The organism is Tsukamurella sp. 8F (assembly GCF_029167375.1).
Lineage (GTDB): Bacteria > Actinomycetota > Actinomycetes > Mycobacteriales > Mycobacteriaceae > Tsukamurella.
In genome coordinates this window covers 111,746-129,522 of sequence record NZ_JARFTP010000004.1, presented here as the reverse complement: position 1 = coordinate 129,522, position 17,777 = coordinate 111,746, and the positions used below count along the sequence as shown (strand labels likewise).

At 67.4% G+C, this 17,777-nt stretch carries 14 protein-coding genes; 2 read left to right on the top strand and 12 right to left on the bottom strand.

The annotated features are described in order from the left end of the window. The first annotated feature begins 27 nt into the window (after positions 1-27). The gene (locus tag P0W64_RS04460; protein WP_275478864.1) at positions 28-402 is read left to right on the top strand and encodes a DoxX family protein; all 375 of its coding nucleotides are present in this window, start codon (positions 28-30) and stop codon (positions 400-402) included. Between the two features lie 106 nt (positions 403-508). Here P0W64_RS04460 and P0W64_RS04455 read toward each other — a convergent pair whose 3' ends face one another. The 10 genes from P0W64_RS04455 to pyrE form a co-directional block, all read right to left on the bottom strand. After that, on the bottom strand, positions 509-4,261 hold the full coding sequence (locus P0W64_RS04455; RefSeq protein WP_275478863.1) for an ABC transporter ATP-binding protein: 3,753 nt from the start codon (positions 4,259-4,261) through the stop codon (positions 509-511). Further along, positions 4,258-5,619 carry an LLM class flavin-dependent oxidoreductase gene (locus P0W64_RS04450; RefSeq protein ID WP_275478862.1) on the bottom strand — a complete coding sequence of 454 codons (1,362 nt, stop codon included), beginning with the start codon at positions 5,617-5,619 and terminating at the stop codon, positions 4,258-4,260. Before P0W64_RS04450 ends, P0W64_RS04455 begins: the two co-directional genes overlap by 4 nt. Before the next feature lie 26 nt (positions 5,620-5,645). Further along, entirely contained in the window at positions 5,646-6,395 is a 750-nt protein-coding gene (locus P0W64_RS04445) for an ABC transporter ATP-binding protein (RefSeq protein ID WP_275478861.1), read from the bottom strand. Next, positions 6,371-7,219, bottom strand: a complete 849-nt coding sequence (locus P0W64_RS04440; RefSeq protein WP_275478860.1) for an ABC transporter permease — start codon at positions 7,217-7,219, stop codon at positions 6,371-6,373. Before P0W64_RS04440 ends, P0W64_RS04445 begins: the two co-directional genes overlap by 25 nt. Then, positions 7,216-8,259: an ABC transporter substrate-binding protein gene (locus P0W64_RS04435; RefSeq protein WP_275478859.1), complete on the bottom strand. Its 1,044-nt coding sequence runs from the start codon at positions 8,257-8,259 to the stop codon at positions 7,216-7,218. Before P0W64_RS04435 ends, P0W64_RS04440 begins: the two co-directional genes overlap by 4 nt. 13 nt (positions 8,260-8,272) lie before the next feature. Then, complete coding sequence (locus tag P0W64_RS04430) at positions 8,273-9,295, bottom strand: aldo/keto reductase (protein ID WP_275478971.1); 1,023 nt, start codon at positions 9,293-9,295, stop codon at positions 8,273-8,275. Between the two features lie 2 nt (positions 9,296-9,297). Continuing rightward, positions 9,298-10,392 (bottom strand): LLM class flavin-dependent oxidoreductase, encoded by a 1,095-nt coding sequence (locus P0W64_RS04425; RefSeq protein WP_275478858.1) that lies wholly within the window; start codon positions 10,390-10,392, stop codon positions 9,298-9,300. Between the two features lie 38 nt (positions 10,393-10,430). Beyond that, entirely contained in the window at positions 10,431-11,423 is a 993-nt protein-coding gene (locus tag P0W64_RS04420) for a TauD/TfdA family dioxygenase (protein ID WP_275478857.1), read from the bottom strand. A gap of 159 nt (positions 11,424-11,582) precedes the next feature. Continuing rightward, complete coding sequence (locus P0W64_RS04415; RefSeq protein ID WP_275478856.1) at positions 11,583-12,659, bottom strand: ABC transporter substrate-binding protein; 1,077 nt, start codon at positions 12,657-12,659, stop codon at positions 11,583-11,585. Between the two features lie 122 nt (positions 12,660-12,781). Further along, entirely contained in the window at positions 12,782-13,294 is a 513-nt protein-coding gene (pyrE, locus tag P0W64_RS04410) for an orotate phosphoribosyltransferase (protein ID WP_275478855.1), read from the bottom strand. Between the two features lie 92 nt (positions 13,295-13,386). Between pyrE and P0W64_RS04405 the strand changes: the two genes are divergently transcribed. Beyond that, on the top strand, positions 13,387-14,205 hold the full coding sequence (locus P0W64_RS04405; RefSeq protein WP_275478854.1) for a nitronate monooxygenase: 819 nt from the start codon (positions 13,387-13,389) through the stop codon (positions 14,203-14,205). Between the two features lie 737 nt (positions 14,206-14,942). On the opposite strand, the gene P0W64_RS04400 is transcribed toward P0W64_RS04405, so the two are convergent. Further along, positions 14,943-15,275, bottom strand: coding sequence for a hypothetical protein (locus tag P0W64_RS04400; RefSeq protein ID WP_275478853.1), 333 nt, complete (start codon positions 15,273-15,275; stop codon positions 14,943-14,945). Between the two features lie 96 nt (positions 15,276-15,371). After that, on the bottom strand, positions 15,372-16,763 hold the full coding sequence (locus tag P0W64_RS04395) for a DUF4328 domain-containing protein (protein ID WP_275478852.1): 1,392 nt from the start codon (positions 16,761-16,763) through the stop codon (positions 15,372-15,374). Between the last annotated feature and the right edge of the window lie 1,014 nt (positions 16,764-17,777).

Here is a 17,777-nt window from a genome sequence, read left to right as displayed (position 1 = left end):
AGACCATCTGCGGAGTAGGTTGCGCATATGAGCATCGAGACGATCCGCGACCCCCGCGCCTACCAGGTGTTCGCGGCGTTCCAGGCGATCGACGCCGCGATCTGTGTCAAGCCGATCCCGTACGTTCAGGACTGCCTGACGGACGTGGAGTTCCCGCGGCGGTACTGGCGACTCTTCCCGGTCGTGAAGAGCGCGTCCGCGGTCGGGCTGGCAGCAGCGCCGCGATACCCGGGTCTCGCACGCCTCACCGCGCTCGCTCTCACGGTGTACTTCTGCTGCGCTGTAGGCGCCCACATCAGGACACGCGACCTGCGTCTCAACTTCGCCGCTGCGTCGTCGCTGCTCGCAGCGTATGCGACGCTCGCGGCGACGGGACCTCGGCCTGCACAGAGTCGCACGTGACGCCTCGGTCGGCGTCGCCCACGGGGCCGGCGCCGAGCCGGGAGCGCTTGCGCCGGTTGGGGAGACAGATCACCGAGCCCGCTATGGGGTCCGCGTGCGCGCTCCTCTAGGTGCGCACATACGCCGGGTGTGGCGGCTCTCCCGATGAGTCTCCGGCGGTCACGTACGCGCTCCACAGTCGTGCGTAGGCGCCGCCGGCCCGCACGAGCTCCGCGTGCGGCCCGACCTCGACGAGGCGCCCGGCCGCCATCACCGCGACCAGGTCCGAGTCCGCCGCAGTCGCCAGCCGATGGGCCACCACCAGGGTGGTGCGCCCCGCTGTGAGCACATCGATCGCCGCGCGCACCCTCGCCTCGGTGGCGAGATCAAGCGAAGCAGTCGCCTCGTCGAGGATCAGGATGTCGGGCTCGACGAGCTGCGCACGCGCGAGTGCGAGCAGCTGCCGCTGCCCCGCCGACAGGGCGCGTCCCTGCGGGCCGATCGGGTGGTGATAGCCGTGCTCCAGTGCAGCGATCATCTCGTGGGCGCCGACCGCGCGTGCGGCCCACTCCACGTCGGCGGGGCACGCGTCGGGACGCCCATACGCGATGGCGTCGCGGACGGTGTCGCCGAACAGGTACGGCTCCTGCGGTACCACGCCGAGCCGCTTCCGGTAGTCCTCGATCCGCAGGTCTCGGATGTCCTCGCCGTCGACCTCGACGGTCCCCGCCGTGGGATCATAGTACCGCGCAAGGAGTTTCACGAGTGTCGACTTCCCCGCGCCGGTCTCCCCGACCAGTGCCACCCGCTGTCCTGGTGCGACGCTCAAGGTGACGTGTTCGAGCACCCATGGCGCATCGGCACGGTACGCGAAGCCCAGGTCTCGGATCTCGATACCCCCGGAGACACGCTTCACGGACTTCGCGTGCTCGGCCTCCGGCGTGGACTCCGGTACCGCGAAGAGCGCGGCTAGCCGATCCACACCGACCACGGCCTGCTGGTAGCTGTCGAAGACCTGGGACAGCTGCTGGATGGGTGAGAAGAGAAGGTCGACGTACAACAGGAACGCGATCAGCGTGCCCGCCGAGAGCGCTCCTGCCCGCACCTGTCCTACGCCCACCGCGAGCACGACCGCAGTGGCGGCCACAGACAGCAGCTCTATGAACGGGAAGAACACCGCCATCAGCGTCTGGCTGCGCATACGCGCGTCCCGGAACGACCACGACAGGTCGTCGAAGCGCCTCTGGTTCAATGCTTCCCGCCGATACGCCTGTGTCACTCGGATGTTGTCGACGTTCTCCTGAAAGTACGCGTTCACCACGCCGACGCGGTCCCGGGCGGTGTTGTATGCAGGTACCGCCAGGCGCCGGAACCACACCGTCGCCACGAACAGCACCGGCATGAACGCCAGCACCGCCAGCGCTAGCTGCGCATCTATCACCAGCAGCGCCACAACGACTCCCACGATGGTGACCGTGCTCGTGAGCGCCGTCGCGAGCCCCGTCTGCAGGAACGCCGAGAGCCCGTCTATGTCGGTCGTCATGCGGGTCATGATGCGGCCGCCTAGTTCGCGCTCATAGAACTGCAGCCCCAGCCGCTGCAGGTGCGCGAAAGTCTTGACGCGCAACCCGAACAGCAGGCGTTCACCCGCGCGCCCGGTCACCCGCACCTGGGCGACGCTCACCGCCCAGTCCACGAACACGACTCCGGCCGCGAGGACCGCCGATACCAGCAGCACGTGCCGCGCGCCCGCGAGAACTCCGTGGTCGATGCCGAAGCGCACGAGGAACGGGATCAGCGTCTGCGCAACGGCGTCCGCCGCGACGAGGGCCAGCCCGACGAGCAGCGGTGCCGCGAACGGCCGTAGCAGCCGGTGTAGGCGGAACGCGGGGTCGGCGTCGTGCAGAAAGCCGTCGTCCACGTCTGGCTCGCCCCGAAGCGGCGGCAGTGCGGCGATCATTCGGGCCGTGTCGACGCCCGGCGGCGCGGAGGCGATCATGCCGCCGCCCGAACCGCCTACGAGTCCGCCGCCCGCGCCCGCCGCGCGGCGCGCGAACGCGCGCGCGACCTGCTCGAGCGCGCGGGAGTCGTCTCCGTCCTCATCTGGCTCCTCCCACAGGACGCCGGTCGGCACATCGACGCGGTCGGCGCGCAGGTCCCGACCGATCTCCGTGACGTCCGGCGGCGTGAACAGTGACGCGAATAGGGCACCCGACCGCTGCAACTCCTCCAGGTCTCCCTCCTCGGCGACGCGCCCGTCACCCAACACGGCCACCCGGTCCGCGAGGGCCAGAGTCGAGATCCGGTGTGCCACCACGATGGTAGTGCGCGCGCGGACCTCGCCGGCGATCCGCTCGAAGATACGTGCCTCGACCTGCGCATCGATCGCCGAAGTGGCATCGTCGAGCACCAGCAGCTGCGCATCGGTGATGAGGGCCCGAGCCAGCGCGACTCGCTGTCGCTGCCCGCCCGAGAGACGTTGCCCGCGTTCGCCGATCCGCGTATCCAGCCCGTCGGGGAGTCGACGCACGAAGTCGTCGGCCGCGGCGAGATACAGCGCGTGCCACACCTGTTCGTCGGTCGCGTCGGGTCTGCCGTAGGCCACGTTCTCGCGGATCGAGTCGGCCATGAGATGGGTGTCCTCGAAGACGATCGCCACGTCGCGCCGGACGTCCGGCAACTTCCGCACGTCCACGCCGTCGATGAGCACCCGGCCCGAGTCCGGATCTATCAGGCGCGGAAGCAAGGACGCCAGAACGGATTTCCCCGATCCAGGGCCGCCGGCCAAGGCCACGGTGCTGCCCGCCGACACTGTAAGCCGTGCATTGTCGAGGACCGTGGTGCCCGCGATCCGCACGGTCACGTCGCGCAGCTCGACCGTGGGTGCGGCGCCGGCGACGGCGGACCCGCCGTCGGTGGGAACCGGCCGCGGGTTGGCCTCGATCACCTCGCGGACGCGGTCGAGCGACGCCTTACCCTGCTGGCTCACCGTGAGCAATGTCGAGAACTGGCGGACCGGACTCACGAACGATCCGAGGTAGGTCATGAACGCGAGAAAGGTGCCCAGCGTGATCGATTGGCGGAGCGCGAGAAGTCCTCCCACCACTAGAATCAGGACCTGCCCCAGCGCCGGAAGCGCCTGCATCGCCGGGGTGAACCGGCTGGTGATCCGCGCGACGCGCAACCGCGAACGGTACAGATCGCGGGCACGCCGCTCCAGGCCGGCCAGCTCACGCTGCTCCTGCCCGAAGCCTTTGACCACGCGCACCCCGGCGACCGCGCTCTCGACGCGCATCGCGACCTCGGCGGCCTGCGCCTGAGCGTCCCAGTTGGCAGGGAACAACTCCCGCTGTGAGCGCCGCGTGACGAACCAGAGCGCGGGGAGCAGGGCGAGCGCGATGAGCGCCAGCTCCGGCGACATCGCGGCCATCATCACGAGCGCGGCCACCAGCAGGGCCACGTTGCCCGTGACGATCGGGATGAGCTGCAGGAACATCTGGATGAGCGTGATGTCGCTGATGGCGCGACTCACGACCTGGCCGGTCGCCACGTTCATCTGGTCGCGGCCGGGTAGGTGGACCAACGATCCGAAAAGCTCTGAGCGCAGATCGAATTGAACGCCCAGCGAGAGCCGCGACGACGCCGTCCGGCGCGCGAACGAGGCGACGAAGCGCGCCGACCCGAGCACTATGAGCGCGACGACCCCGGCGGTAAGCGCCGAGTCCTGCTGCCCCATGGTGTCGACGACGTGGCGGACGACCTGGGGCAGGGCCGCGGTGAGCACCGCCGCCGCCCGCGCTCCGGAGAGCGCGGCGGCGACGGTGCCGGGATGAGCGAGCGCACGGCGGATCAGATACCTGATCCAGCCCTCCGCCCTCATCGGGCGATCGCGGCGCCCGCGGTGTCCTCGCCCTCGAGTCGATTGGCCGGCCGTTCCAGGCCGTAGTGACCGCGCAGCGTCGTAGCCGTGTACTCGGTGCGCAGGAGGCCGCGCTCCTGCAGGATGGGCACCACCTGGTCGACGAACCGATCCAGGCCCGAGGGCAGCACGGCGGGCATCACGTTGAAGCCGTCCGCCGCACCCTGGTCGAACCACTCCTCGATGGTGTCCGCCACCTGTACAGGTGTGCCCGCGAAAGTACGGTGCCCGCGACCGCCACCCAACCGGGAGATCAGCTGGCGCACTGTGAGTCGCTCCCGACGTGCGAGGTCGACGATCAGGGTGAAGCGGCTCTTCGCGCCTTCGATATCGTCCTCCGTGGGGAGGTCCGCGGGCAGCTCCGCATCCAGTTCCAGCGCCTCGAGGGGCAGGTTGAACCGCTCGGCGAGGTTCCGGCGCTGGTACTCCGGCAGGATCAGGCGGCTCAGCTCCTCGTCGAGTTCCCGCGCCTCCGCCTCGGTGTCGCCGATGACCGGCACGATGCCGGGCAGGATCTTGATGCCCTCCGGATCCCGTCCCAGGCGGCGTGTGCGCTCCTTGAGATCCGAATAGAACGCCTTACCCTCCTCGAGGGTCTGCTGGGCGGTGAAAACGGCCTCCGCATGCCGCGCGGCGAAGTTCTTGCCGTCCTCCGATGAACCAGCCTGAACCAGGAGCGGATAGGCCTGCGGTGAGCGGGGGACGTTGAGCGGGCCCGCGACGCGGAAGTACTTGCCCACGTGGTCGATGCTGTGCACCTTGTCCGCGTCCGTGTGGATGCCGATCTGTTTGTCGCCGATGTAGGCGTCGTCGTCCCAGCTGTCCCACAGCTTGGTGGCCACATCGACGAACTCGTCGGCGCGCTCGTACCGATCACGATGGGCGGGAACGTCGTCGAGACCGAAGTTGCGTGCGGCATCGGCGCCCGCGGTCGTCACGATGTTCCAGCCGACTCGCCCGCCACTCACCCAGTCCACCGACGCGAAGCGGCGCGCCAGGTTGAACGGGTCGTTGTAGCTCGTCGAAGCAGTCGCGATCAGGCCGAGGTGCTGCGTGCGCAGCGCGATCGCCGTGAGCAGGACGGTAGGCTCCAGCTTACCGGCCGGACGACGACCCGGGTCTCCCTGCAGCACAGGGCCGTCCGCGAAGAAGATGGAATCGAACCGGCCGCGCTCCGCAGTCTGTGCGAGCCGGATGTAGTGCTCGACGTCGAGGTGGGCCTGGGGGTCCGATTCGGGCAGCCGCCACGACGCCTCATGGTGCCCCGTGGACATCAGGAAGGCATTGAGGTGCAGTTGTTTACGCTTGTTCTCCGTCATGTCTACTTCCTTCGAGTGTGCGCCGGTCATACCGCTGCCGGCTCGACGCCCAGCGCGTCGAGCAGAGAGCGGCGGTACCGCTGGAATTCCGGTAGCGCCGGGTCGCGGACCTCCCCGAGGTCCAGTTCGAGATCGAGGCCGATGCGTCCGCCGTCGAGTACCAGCACCCGGTCCGCAAGAGCGACCGCTTCATCGACGTCGTGGGTCACCAGGAGGACCGTCGGGCGCCTGCGGCTGATCAATTCGCGCAGCAGCGCGTGCATCTTGATCCGGGTGAGAGCGTCGAGGGCACCGAACGGCTCGTCCGCGAGCAGTAGGCGCGGCTCCCCCACGAGGGCGCGGGCCAATGCCACGCGCTGCTGTTCACCGCCCGACAGCTCGCTCGGCCAGGCGCGTTCGCGCGCCGCGAGGCCGACCTCGCCGAGCAGGCGCTTCGCCTCGTCGCGCGCCGAATCGGGCTGCCCGAAAAGAACATTGGGCAGGACCCGCTGCCATGGCAGCAAACGCGAGTCCTGGAACACCACAGAGGTGCCGGCTGGAACACGGAGCGTCCCCGAGCCCTGCACGCCGTGATCGAGTCCACTGAGCGCGCGCAACAGGGTCGTCTTGCCGGATCCGCTCCGGCCGAGCAGGGCCACGAACTGGCCGGCGGGAATCTCCAGATCGATGCCGTCGAGCACCACGCGGTCACCGAAACGGCGGGTCAGGTCACGCAACGCGACCGAACTGTCGGATACGCCGGCCTGCGAGGTCAGCTGGAGATCGTCTGTCGCCATGACAGCACCCTCCGCTCTAGTAGGCGAATCGCGGTGTCCGAGACCAGCCCGAAGACCCCGTAAACGATGAGGCACACCAGGATCACGTCCGACTGGCCGTAGTTCTGGGCGTCCGACATCAGCTTGCCGAGGCCGTCCGTGGCGTTCACGGACTCGACGACGATCAGGTACAGCCACGCCCCTGTGACGGAGAGTCGCAACCCCAGGAAGAATCCCGGTAGCGAGCTCGGCAGCACGACCTGACGGATGAAAGTGCCGCGGCCGACGCGCTGCACCTCAGCGAGTTCGACGAAGCGCTTGTCGATCGCGGTGAGCGACGAGTGCATCTGGATGTACATGTGGATGACGACGCCGATGATGATCAGGACGATCTTGAACGCCTCGCCGATGCCGAGCCACAAGATCATCAAGGGCACGAGCCCCAGCGAGGGGATCGAGCGCTTCAGCTGCACCGGGCCGTCGATGAGGTACTCGCCCCACCGGGACAGACCGGCGATCAGTGAGAGCACGACGCCGATGACCAGGCCGATCGCGAGACCGACCACGGCACGGGTCAACGATGCACCGATGTTGGGCAGCAGGGTGCCGTTCGCGATCAAGTCCCAGCCCGTGGCGACCACTGTCCACGGCGCCGAGAGCTTGCGCGGGTCGAGGAGATGCAGCGCGGACCCGGCGCTCCATGCGCCGAGCACCACGAGCACGCCGATCAGCCGTCCGCCCGGAATCGATTTGGCAAGACCGAGCTTGCGTATCGCGGGTCGCGCGACGAATCCCCCGGCGGACGATGTGCGGGCGTTCGCGGGTGGGGCGAGGATTGCGGTCATGATGGACTCTCCGTTCGGTATTGCAGAGGCACCGCGTCGGCGGCGACCTTCTCGAAGCGCGGGTCGAAAAGCTGTTTCGCGTCAAACGATTTGCCGAACCAGGAGCCCGACCGGGTCACGATGTCGATGCTCTCCTGCTCCCACGCGATCGCCTCGTTCCAGCTCTCGGGAATGAACGGCTTCGGGACGTCGTTCTGCGCGATCTTCGCCTCGTCCGGCCGCAAGCCCTGGTTCTTGATGTAGTACGCGTCACGCCACTGGTCGGGGTGCTCCCAAGCCCACACCTGACTCTGGGCCCAGATCTTCACGAACGCAGCGACCGCTGCGAGCTTCGCGGAGTCCTCGAGGACCTTCTCGGGTGCCCAGAGCACGGTGAGGAGATCGACGGCCTTCGTGTCGATGGTGTGGGCTCCCTGCGAGCGGAAGTCCCGCAGATACTGCGCGACTTGTACGGCGCCCAACGGCGCGATGTCGACCTGCGTACCCTGCAGCGCACTGATGAATTGCTTGCCCTGCAGTTCGACGAGATGTACCTGATCGAGTGGGATCCCGGCCTGCTGGAGGGTGCGCAACACGACGAGTCCCTGTGCCTGGCCAGGCGAGAAGGCGATCCGCTTGCCTCGCAGGTCCGCGGCGGAGCGGATGCTGCTCCCCGGAGCGGTGGTGAGCCGGTAGGTGGGCGTCTTACGCTCGAGGACCCCGACGATCTTGGTCGCGAATCCGGTACCGTGCGCGGCGATCGGCGGAATGCCTGCGTTGGTCGCGAGGTCCAGCTTATCGCCACGGAACGCCTGGATGACATCGGGACCGCCGGTGAGATCGGGCCAGTCGGTCACCGTGAACGGCAGCTTGTCGATGCCGCCGTCGGCCTGCAGCGCGACATGCGTGTCCGCGACTGATATCGAGAGCTTCGTCCCGGGAGGAACCTTCGTCGGGAGGGCCGCGTCCAGACCGATATCGCCCTTGCTGTTCGACGCGCAGCCCGCCAAGACGAGGCCGACGACGGCGAGCAGAGCTACGGGGCGAAGTGTGCGTCGCATGTGTGACACCACCTCAGCGCCGCCGTGCTGCGGGGTCGGCGAGCGCGGGCGGCGTGTAGCCGACGTCGCGTCGCGAGAGCGTCGTCCCCGGCGGCACGATCTTGTCGATCTCGTCCAGGACATCCGGCGTCAGCGGGTTCTCGGCGGCCCCCAGCTGAGCGTCGAGCTGTTCCGTGGTACGCGGACCGATGATCGGCGCGGTGACGGCCGGATGCGCCAGAACGAAGCCCAGCGCCAGGTCGATCAGGGAGATACCCGCCTGGTCGGCGACCACGGAGAGCGCCTCTACCGCTTCGAGTTTCGCGGCGTTCTCTGCGTCGGAGATATCGAAGCGGCCCGGCTGCCGGTCCGAACGGCTGGATTCGGGCTGTGGCCCGCCGCGGCGGTAGCGCCCGCTGAGCCACCCGCCCGCGAGCGGACTCCACGGGATGACCGCGAGGCCGTACCGCTGTGCGGTCGGCAGGACGTCGGCCTCGATCCCTCGCGCGAGCACCGAGTACGGCGGCTGCTCGGCGACGACACGCTCACGACCGCGACGCTCCGCGATCCACTGGCCCTCCACGATCTGCGACGCTGGGAAAGTAGAGGTGCCGATATACCGGATCTTGCCCTGGTGCACGAGGTCCGAGAGCGCACCGAGGGTCTCGTCGAAGTCGGTGTCCTCCTCCGGCCGGTGGACCTGGTACAGGTCGATATAGTCGGTCTGCAGACGGTTGAGGCTGGCCTCGACCTCCCGGAATATCCACCGCCGCGAGTTGCCGAACCGGTTCACGTCCTCGCCGAGGCGGCCATGGAACTTGGTAGCGAGGAAGACATCGTCGCGCCTGACCGCAAGGGCCTTCCCGACGATCTCCTCAGACTCTCCCTGCGAGTACACGTCGGCGGTATCGACGATGTTGATACCGGCGTCGAGCGCGCGGTGGATGATCGAGACGGCGTCATCGTGGTTCGCGTTCGCGCGCGCGCCGAAGTTCATCGTGCCCAGCGCAAGAGCACTCACCTTGACCCCGGTGCGACCGAACGGCCGATACGGGATGCTCACTGCGCCACCGCCTCTGCCCCGGCCCGCAGGCGTCCGATGAGCGCGTCGCCGACCCGTGCCGTCTCCTCACGGTAGGGCGTGTCGGACAGGACGAAGTGCGTAACCCCGAGGTCCCGGTACCGCTGGAGCGCGTCCGCGACGTCGTCCGGCGACCCGACCAGCCACGTGGTGCCGGCGCCCCCGCCGCCGTACTTACCAGGTGCCGTGTATAGGCAGCTGTCCAGCACCTCGCCACGCTCCGCGAGATCGAGGAGGCGCTGCTGCCCGACGGCGCGGCGCTTGGTGAAGCCCGTGCGTCGCTGTGCCGCTTCGGCGTACGCGTCCAGCTTCGCTTCGGCGTCACGCCACGCCTCGTCGGCTGTATCGCGTACGAGCGTGGTGACGCGCAGACCGAACTCGAGCGGTGCGTGCCGACGGCCGACGGAGTCGCTGAGCGCACGGAGGCGGTCGATGCGCTCCGCGACGCCGTCCAGCGGTTCACCCCAGAAGAGCTGGACGTCGGCCTCCTCCGCAGCAACCCGCTCGGCAGCAGGCGACGCGCCACCGAAGTACAGCGTGGGGTGCCGGCCCTCGTTCGCGCCGTATACGTGAGGACGCACCGTCGACCCGTCGAGGCGATAGAACTCACCCGAGTGCCGCACGTCGTCCTCGCTCCAGAGCCGACGCACGACCTGGAGGAACTCCCGGGTGCGATCGTAGCGGCGCGCCTGGTCGAACTCTCCGTCGCCGTAGGAGGCGGCATCGTCGAGTCCGCTGACGATGTTGATCAGCAGGCGCCCGCCACTGAGATGATCGAGAGTCGCAGCGGCGCTGGCGAAGTTGGCCGGCTGCCAGTAGCCGGGACGGATTGCCACAAGCGGCTGGAACCGGGTCGTTCGCGCGGCGAGTGCGGTCCCGACGGTGAACGTGTCCGGGCGTCCCCAGCCGGTACCCAGCAGAGCGCCGTCCCAGCCGTGCCGCTCGGCGGTCAGCGCCAGATCGACCGAGAAGTCGAGCGTCCCCCAACCTTCTCGGGTGTCGTCACCCCGGTGCCCGGACTCGACCGTGTTCGGGATGTACCACAGGTAACGCCCACTGCTGTGCTCGGCCACGTTCGCCCTTCCTCGTCGTTTCGTCTAGTCCGGCCGCGTCAGTCGACGACGACGGTGTGCTCGTTGGTGAACGGCCTGCCCGCCACGAGCTCGGACTCCCGGCCGTCCGGCCCCTTCGGCACGTCGCCGATGAGCGTGATCCGGTGCAGCCGTCGCTGAAGGTCGAGATGCTCGATGTCGCGCGGCGCGAGGTGTGCCGTGGCACGGTTGTCCCAGAATGCGACACTTCCAGCCTCCCAACGGAAACGAACCGTGTACTCGGGCCGGGTGATCTCGCTGTACAGGAGCCCGAGGATCGCCTCGCTCTCGCGCGGCGACACTCCGACGATCCGGTTGGTGAAGCCCGGATTGACGAACAGCGCCTTCTCCCCGGTCACCGGGTGGACCCGAACGACGGGGTGGATCGCCACCAGCAGGTTGTCGTTGACGCGCTTGGCGTACTTGTCGTCGTGGTCGACGCCGCGGCTGCCGCCGTATCGGTGCTCGGCGCGCAGCGTCTCCACGAAGCGCTGGACGGGCTCCGACAGCCCCTCGTACGCGGCGACGAGGTTGGTCCACTGCGTATCCCCGCCGATCTCAGGCACGATATCGGCGCGCAGGATCGAGCCCGCCGGCGGGTTGACGGCCGCCGTGACGTCCGTATGCCAACCGTTGAAGTAGCTGTACTGGGTGCGCACGCGCTTGCGGAAGCCCTCGCCGTAGCGCTCCTCCTGGCGGCGCGGGTCGATCGTGAAGATCTCCGGGTACTCCTGAGGCGGAGCGTCGTCATGGGGATGCGCGTACGTGAGATCGCCGAACTGCCTGCCGAACGCGATCTGCGACGCGTGGTCCAGCTGCTGATCCCGGAAGAAGATCACCTTGTACCGATGCAGAGCGTCGGTGATCTCCGCCAGATCGGCTGCGGAAAGCGGCTTCGAGATGTCCACGCCCGAGATGTCGGCGCCGATATGACCCGCGACGGGCCGAATGTTCGGCCGAGCGGCCGTCTCCGGCTGTGCGGAGTCCTGCGTGATGTCCTGTAGGGCGGTCATGACGATACACTTCCTCTGCTGAGAGTTGCTGGAACCGCAAGCGCGGCATTGGATTCGCGGCTGCCACGAGGGCTGTCGGGCGTCTTCCGGCTGTTCGTTCAGTCAAGCCGAGAACCGTTGCGCACCACAACATTCGTCCGACATAAAATAAGTGCGGTTTCAAGCAGGCTTCGTGCGGTACTGCGCGCTCACCGCGTCCGCCGCGACCTTCTCGAAGCGCCGGTCGAACAGCGGAGCGGCGTCGAAGGACTTGCCACCGAACGCGCCGGCGGAGGCGGTGATGAGGTCTATGGTCTGCTGCCCCCACTTGATCGCGTCACCCCAGTCCTCGGGGAAGTAGGGACGCTCGATGGAGTCGACGATCCGGCGGCCGTCAGCCGCGCTGACCCCCTGGTTCTTCACGTAGTAATCGTCGATCCACTGATCCGGATGCTCCCACTCCCAAACCTTGGTGCGAGCCCATGTCTTGACGAATTCCGTTATCGCCGAGAGCTTCTTGTCGTCGGCGAGCGCCGATGTGGGCGCCCACAACACACTGAGCGCGTCTACCGCATCGGTATGCAGGCCCACCGCTCCCTCCGATCGGTACTGAGTGAGGTATTTGGTCAGCGTCGGCTCTCCCAGCGGCGCCGCGTCGACCTGCTTGCCCTGCAGTGCGGTAAGGAACTGGGGACTGTTGAGCTGGACCAGGTCTACGTCCTTGGGGGTGAGGCCCTCGTTGCGCAGGGTCTGTAGCACGACGTTTCCCTGCGTCTGCCCTGGGGAGTAGGCGATCTTCTTCCCACGCAGGTCCTTCAGCGACCTGATCCCGCTACCGGGCGCTGTCGCCAGCTCCTGCGTCGGTCGGCTCTTGACGATAACGGCCACGATCCGGGTGTCGAGGTTCTGTGCGTGCGCCTGGATCGACGGAATGAAGGCGTTGGCGGCCAGGTCCACCGAGCCGCCCTTGAACGCCTGGATGACATCCGGTCCGGCGGTCACGTTCGGCCAGCCCGTAACCTTGAACGGTAGCTGTGGGATCCTTCCCGCGTCGAGCGCGACCTTGACATCCGCGACGGCGGCGGAGATCGCTGCACCGGGCGCCACGGAGGTCGGGAGCGGTTTGGTCAGGTCGGCAGCGGCCTTGTCGGTTGCGCACGCCGACGCCAGGAGCGCCGCCGCGGCGACCGATCCGATCGCAGCGAGCGACAGGCGTGGCCTGCGCGTGGTCCGGCGACTCTCATCGGTCTTGTCCATTCGTAGATCGTTGCGAACAACGTTCTCGCACACAATATTCGGCTGCCTTGAAGTAATGGCGATTCCAGATCGCCCACGCAGTGACGTCTGCCGTCGTTCAGGCCCGGGATCGACGGCGTCCGCTATCCCCGCGCCCGGTCCAAGTCCGCACGTGTCAACACCGCCCGTGTCTCGATTCCCGTGTCCGCCAGGGGCTGCTGCTCGCCGCGGTTGATCGCGCACACCACCACCGATACCGTCGCACCCCGTTCACGAAGTGCGGCCGCTGCGTCTCGCACCGCTCCGCCGGTGGTCACGACGTCCTCGACCAACACGATGCGTCGATCCGCGACGTCGCTGCCTTCCGCGAGTCTGCACGTGCCATATGCCTTGGCCTCCTTGCGTATGAACAAGACGGATGTGCCAGTCAGTTGCCCGAGTACCGTGGCGATCGGAACACCACCGAGCTCCAACCCACCCAGCAGGTCGCAATCGTGAGGGAGCAGCGGCACCATCGCCTCGGCGACGCGACGAAGGAGCCGTGGATCGGATTCGAACAGGTACTTGTCGAAGTACTCCGTTGCCACACGCCCTGAGCGCAGCGTGAACGAACCGGTGAGGCGGCAACGCGAGTCGATGTCGGCGGCAAGATCCATGAGCCGAGCATGGCACGAAACGCTCAGCGCGGTTCGCCGTCTACCTACGCTGAGCGACGACGATCCATGCCCCCGATCTCGTGGAGGAACCGATGGACCTTCTCGACCTCTTGAAGATCGACGTGCCGGTACTGCAAGCCGGGATGGGCGATCTGGCCCCGGCCGGGTTGGCCGCGGCCGTCGCCTCAGCGGGCGCGCTCGGCACCATCGGATTCCGCGCGCCGGCGGAGTTGCGCAAACAGGTCAGGCAAGTGCGTGAGATCGCGCCGGATCGCGCCGTCGCGGTGAATCTGTTGATGCCGTTCACGCGACGCGCTCACGTCGACGCGGTACTCGCGGAGCGGCCCGACGTCATGGTGCTGGCGTTCGGCGGCGATCCAGGACTGGTCCAGCGCCTCCACGACGCCGACGTGACCGTGTGCGTTCTCGTCGGAGACGTGGAACGGGCCCGGCAGGCGATGAGCTGGGGCACCGACGTACTCATCGCCCAGGGCGTCGAGTCCGGCGGCCACCTGTCCGGTGGTGTCGTCGGCGATGACGTCGTGCGCCAGGTGCTGGAGGCGACGGCTACACAGGTAACGACGCTGTTCGGTCTCGGCTGGCCGTGCCCACACCGGGTCGTGGCCAACGCCGCGACGCGGAAGTGGTGCGCGCCGGACGGCCGAGCGAAGCCGCTACCGCGAATCATCAATGCCCGCAGCGCTCTTCTCTCCCGAATCGCCCCCGACGGAGACACAGGCGGACTCGTCGCGAGGCAGCGGGTGGGTCTCCCGATGTTCAGTCCAGCCGCTCCCACCGAAGAGATGCGAAACGATTGGGTCGAACGATCCGCTCTGTACGCCGGTGAGACCGCGCAGCGGATCAACGCCGTAGTGCGCGCGGCCGATGCAGTAGCGGATCTGACTCCGTAGGTGTGACCGCACCGGCTCGGGCCGACATCGCGAAGGCGGTACTGCGGCCGCGATCGCTCCGACTCTCACCATGAGCGCGAGCCCACACCTTCCCTCCACGGCATCCGTACGGTGTACTCGAAGCGTGAGCGGGTGGCAGGCCGGTATCGCATCGGGAGGGCCTATGGACGGCGCGGTCCTAGGCCGTGCCGACGCGTCACGCTTCGAAGTGGCTATGACCGACCGCTCACGGTGGATCTATGTCGCCACGACGGAGGAATGCGACACCCCCGACGGTCCTCCCGGCATCATCTACCGGTGCGTCGGGCGAGCGTGAACGCGATCCTGGGCCGGGGCCCCGATCGCTCCGCGCCGCGGTGGGCCCCGCGGCTCCGGCCCGGCTCGAACGGGCGGCCACCCTCACCGTGCGCGGTAGGTGGCCCCCTTACCGGGTAGAGGCGACTTGGGCGGAGTCGACCCGTGATGCTACCTCCCCACGCCTACCGAGCGATCACATGAGCGGTTCGGTACGGCGACGAGGCGACGTGCCGCGCTCAGTCAGTGCGCTCGCCTCTGATCCGGTCCCACAACATGCGGATGTAGGCGGCGACCTCATGCAAGCCGAAACTCATGAGCCGACGTTAACAGCCGTCAAGGCCGACGCTACGTCGGTCGATCGGCACAGCAGCAAACGGTCCGGTCCGGACCACGAGCCGGATCGGGGTGCATGCCACCGAAAGGTACTCCGAGTGAAGCCTTCAACGCTTCTTCACCCACTCCGACAACGTCACACCCCCGACCAGGACATCGGCAAGAACGAGGCCCGCGCCAATGCCGATGAATACTTTCGCGGCGCCCTTATGCCCGGCCGCCACCTGCTCGGAATCGTCATCTCCGACAGGTCGTCCGTCTCTGGTGTAGTGACACACGTCGCCGGTACTCATCGTCACCCCACCACAGTTCGGCGCTCCCTTGTCTCGCAGGTCGCTGATCCCGTCAGCCAGCAAGAAGATCCCCAATGCCATCACAAAGACCCACATCAGGACGTTGCGAACCACCCGCAGGAGCTGAACAAATGCATCGAATCCCATCGTGGACTCCCTCGCTTCTTGTCACCGACTGCTGTCCCCAATTGCTCCGAGTCATTGACAAACGTCCGGAAACCGGTTGGAATCCGCCACCGGCGGTCAGACCGGCGCGCTCGGCCACCACCGGGTAAGAATGTCCTGCGTCGAGTGACCTACCCACATCACATTCACGCTGCACGCATTGCGCGGCGCTTGGTCGAACGTGATCTCCACGTCTCCCTCGACCTCGAACGTGATCCGCCCACTGCCGGATGGCCGCCGCCAGGTTTGAGCTGGATGCCCCACTCCCACCTGCGCCTGCCGGGGATCGCTTTGACACCCGACGAACACCGATAGATTCTGGGACTCATTGCGACAGTTCACGACCGGCTCAGCCGTTCGATCTTCCGTGCAGGTAGTGCCCCAGTAGCCCGCGCCCTCTCCAGAGGACGGGACCAGACCGGGGAAACTCTGCTCGGCGCGCTCGAGCAGTTCGTGCTGCCACACCTGCTCGGTGGGACCGGCACGATCGGTGGTCGAAGCCGACGAATGGGCAATCGCGTTGGTCGGAGTCGGCGGAGGCTCCCTCCTAACCACTAGACCGATCGCCGCCACGACGACGATTCCGGCGAGCAGTACGGCCCCCACCACCAGTGGTCCAATCCAGCCGCGGCCACTCGGGGCTGCGAGAACTCGTTGATCGGCGGCCACAGCCAGCGCTGCGGCCGGTGCGGCGGCGCACTGTTGATAGCGTTCGATCCGCATGATAATCGCGATGAGGGCACCACCGGCGACGACGAACACGGTCGCCACTACTGTCTGCAATCGGGCGGTCGACAAGAACCCTCCGAACGAGAACCCCTCATTCTGCGTCACCATCAGATACTCCGCGTGATCGAGATTGTGGACGCGGACGACCTGCATCATGACCACGGCAGCCAACCAGCTCACCCACCACAGCACAACCAACTTCATGCCTGGACGGCCACGCAGGCTCGCGGCATCGAGCGGCGTCCGCGGATCGCTGGCGCGCAGCACGTCACCCACAGCGACCGCCGGGAACCAGAGGTTGACGACCGGGCAGAACCAGCCCGCGATCACCCAGCCGGGCGTCAGCTTCTGCGAGGCGCGACACAACTCGTCACTACGCTTCCGAGCTCGCCGCAGCCAGACGACGAGCACGACGGCGACCGCGAGCATGGTCACGTAGATCAACACCGTCAGGGTCGCGTTCGCGATCCACCACCGTTTGAACGTACGGACCGCCGGGGCAGCGCCGTTGTGCGCCTTGAGATTCGAGTACGTCCACCACTGCGCACCCGCCAGGCCCACCTGCAGGGATACCACCAGTGTGGTCAACGCCATGATCGCACCAGCCAGCGGTCGTATCCGCCGAGCAGGCCGATTCTCGACACCCGCCACCGGCCGCTCATGCTCGCGGAGCGATGCCTTATGGGAGGCATGTGGCGTGGACACGATGGCATCGACTCGGTCGTTGCGGAACGTGATCACTGTGGCGTGGCCAGCGGGCAGGTCGTCGTAGCGCCACCGTCGCCAGAACCACGGGTTGTCCCGGTCCTCATCGCCGACGAAGAGCACAGCGTGGGCGCGGTCAGCCAGTGAGAAGTCGGAATCCGGTGGCCCAAGGCGACCTGCGACAACGCTCATCGCAGTGCCGACTGTGATGTCAGCCAGGTCGGCACTGCGCGGATCGGCCGCCAGAGAAGACGATGGTACAGCCGATCCGGGAAGGGGCTCACGCCACACCAAGGCGGCGATCGCGCGCCCGTGGTCGAGTTCGACGGTCGCCGCTCGCTCGGCAGCGTCGGCACTCAACTCGCCGTCTCGCTCAAGACGTGCGATGAGCTCCGACATCGTCCGGCGATCGGGCACATCGACACTTACACGAACCTCGATGCCTTCCTCGTCTGCATCGAATTCCGCACACGTCGCGGCGACCGCCGACTGCACCTCCGCGGGCGGCAGATCCACCAGACAGATGATCAGGATGCACTCCACCCGCCGCCCACCTGTCGCCCGCGCCGACATCCGTGGAGGGCGCGGTGCGGCAACCGGTACAGGGTGCCGCCCTTCGCGGTACTCACGGATCACCCGAGCCTCGTCGTATACACCGTTGACGTCTGCTCCCCACTCGCCCTCGGGAGTCGTTACCACCAGGTACAGCATCGGGACATCAACGTTCACCGCGCCCAGAAACCGCTTGGCGGTCTCCTCGTCAGGACCTCGAAAGACGAAATAGCGAGCGTCTGATTGTGAACCGGTACGACTCGCAGACGTCTCGGTCTCGACCGGCCGAATCCCCGCCACCGACGCCGAGACGACGATCGCTTCCGCATCGACCATCCCGCACGCAGCCAACCGCCGGACCATCTCCGACGCGTTCGCCGGTCCCGTCGGAACCGCCGTATCCTCCCCTGATCCGCCGCCGCGCATAGCACCTCCCCGCCAGAATCGTCCCAAACCTCCTCTGACCCGAGCCTTAAAATTGGTTAAGAAGTTCAGGGC